Raw genomic sequence first — 2,003 nt, forward strand, 5'->3', positions numbered from 1 at the left:
CGGCATCTTTGTCGGCCGATACGGGGAATGAATAATTACTTCTCCGAAACGCCAGCCTCGGCAAAACTCGCCATGCGGGCATGGCACTCCAGCGCCGAGCGGACGATGTTGACGGCGAGGCAGGCGCCGGAGCCTTCGCCGAGCCGCATGCCGAGGTCGAGCAGCGGCGGCAGGCCGAGCGCTTCGAGCAGGCCGCGATGGCCTGACTCAGCGGAGACATGGGCTGCGATGGTGTGGGCGAGGCCGGTCGGGTGCAGCTTCGACAGCGGGGCTGCGGCGGCGGTGCAGACGAAGCCGTCGAGCAGCACGGGTATGCCGAGATGTCGGGCGGCGAGCGTGGCGCCGAAGATGGCGGCCAGTTCGCGTCCGCCGAGCACGGCAGCGATAGCAAGCGGGTCGGCGAGGGCTGCGGCATGGCGCTTCAGGCCGGCTTCGATGGCGACCACCTTGCGCTTCAAGCCGGCGTCATCGACGCCGGTGCCGCGCCCTGTCCACTTTTCCGCGCCGCCGCCGAACAGGGCTGCTGAAACGGCCGCTGCCGGCGTGGTGTTGCCGATACCCATTTCGCCGAAGCAGATAAGGTCCAGATCCTTCGTCACCGCATCATAGCCGGCCGAGACCGCCGCCAGAAAGGCCGCTTCGTCCATTGCCGGACCTTGGGTGAAGTCGCCGGTCGGATGGTCGAGATCGAGCGGGATGACGTCGAGTTCGGCGCCGGCCATGCGGGCAAGCTGGTTGATGGCGGCACCGCCGCCAGCGAAATTCGCCACCATCTGCACGGTGACTTCCGAGGGATAGGCCGACACACCTTGCGCGGTGACGCCGTGGTTGCCGGCGAAGACGAAAACCTTGACGCGGTCGAGTTTCGGCATGTCGCGGCCCTGCCAGCGCGCCAGCCACGCGGCGATGGTCTCGAGCCGGCCGAGGCTGCCTTGCGGCTTGGTCAGCGTGTCCTGGCGGCGGGCGACCGCATTGGCCGCGGCATCGCTGCCAGCCGGCAGGTCGAGGCAGGCGGCGCGCAATTCACTAAGGGATTTGAAGGGCATGGGGGCAAAGTCTCCGAAAAGGAATCAGGCCGCGAGAATCAGGCCAAAGGGATCAGGAAAGCGCTACGGAAGCGACGAGCAGCACCGCGATCTCGCTTGCCTGCTGCAAGGCGCCGATCGTGTCGCCGGTCTGGCCCTCGATCTGGTTGAAGCAAAGGGCGCGGAATGCGGCAAACAGCAGGCCAAGCAGGATCAGCGCGAAGACGGCGCCGCCCAGCCCGAGCAAGAGAAGCGGGATCGCGCCGAGCAAGGCGCCGGCTATGGCGGTTTCCTGCGAGACGGTGCCGGCGTCGACCGAGAGGCCGTCGACGCGCGCTGGAGGCAAGAGATGCATGAAGGCGCCAAGCAGGCCGCGCGAGGCCGCGTGTGCGGCCAGGAGGGCAAACAGGGCCTGTGTGGGATCGACGAACTCCGACAGCGCGCTCCAGCGGACCAGCAGCGACAGAGCCAGCGCCGCCGCACCATAGGCGCCGATGCGGCTGTCGCGCATGATCTCAAGTTTGCGGCCGCGCGATTTGCCGCCGCCAAAACCGTCGGCGACGTCGGACAGGCCGTCCTCATGCAGGCAGCCGGTGGTGAGCAGGGTTGCCATAAGGGCAAGTGCGGCCGCCGGCCCCATGGCAAGGCCGAACCGTTCCGCCGTGGCAAAAACGATGGCGCCGATCAGGCCGACGACGAGACCGGCGATGGGGGCGGCCCAGATCGCCGCGGCAAGGCTGCGGCCGCGAAAATCGAAGACGGGCAGCGGCAGCCTGGTGAAGAAGACCAGGCAGAGCGCGATGTCGTCGACGGCCTGCCGTGGTGAAAGGGCCAGATTCCCGAATTTCATGCTCTAGCCCCTCGCGATCGCATGGAAGAAGGTGCCGCTGACATGGCCGCGCCGGTAGCCCGAGGCGCCGATCGGATTGCCCTGGCCGTCGGCAAGGTCGGCCAGCGGCTCGTCATTGCCGGTGGCCG

2 protein-coding genes are annotated in these 2,003 nt (G+C 67.9%); both read right to left on the minus strand.

Annotated features, from left to right (window positions below; translation table 11 throughout):
• Positions 1–35 precede the first annotated feature (35 nt).
• Positions 36–1,046, minus strand: coding sequence for a nicotinate-nucleotide--dimethylbenzimidazole phosphoribosyltransferase (gene cobT, locus EN994_RS28935; RefSeq protein ID WP_063168250.1), 1,011 nt, complete (start codon positions 1,044–1,046; stop codon positions 36–38).
• A 52-nt stretch (positions 1,047–1,098) separates the two neighbouring features.
• Complete coding sequence (cobS, locus tag EN994_RS28940) at positions 1,099–1,875, minus strand: adenosylcobinamide-GDP ribazoletransferase (RefSeq protein WP_063168249.1); 777 nt, start codon at positions 1,873–1,875, stop codon at positions 1,099–1,101.
• Positions 1,876–2,003: the final 128 nt, after the last annotated feature.

The organism is Mesorhizobium sp. M7A.F.Ca.CA.002.09.1.1 (assembly GCF_003998555.1).
GTDB lineage: Bacteria > Pseudomonadota > Alphaproteobacteria > Rhizobiales > Rhizobiaceae > Mesorhizobium > Mesorhizobium ciceri.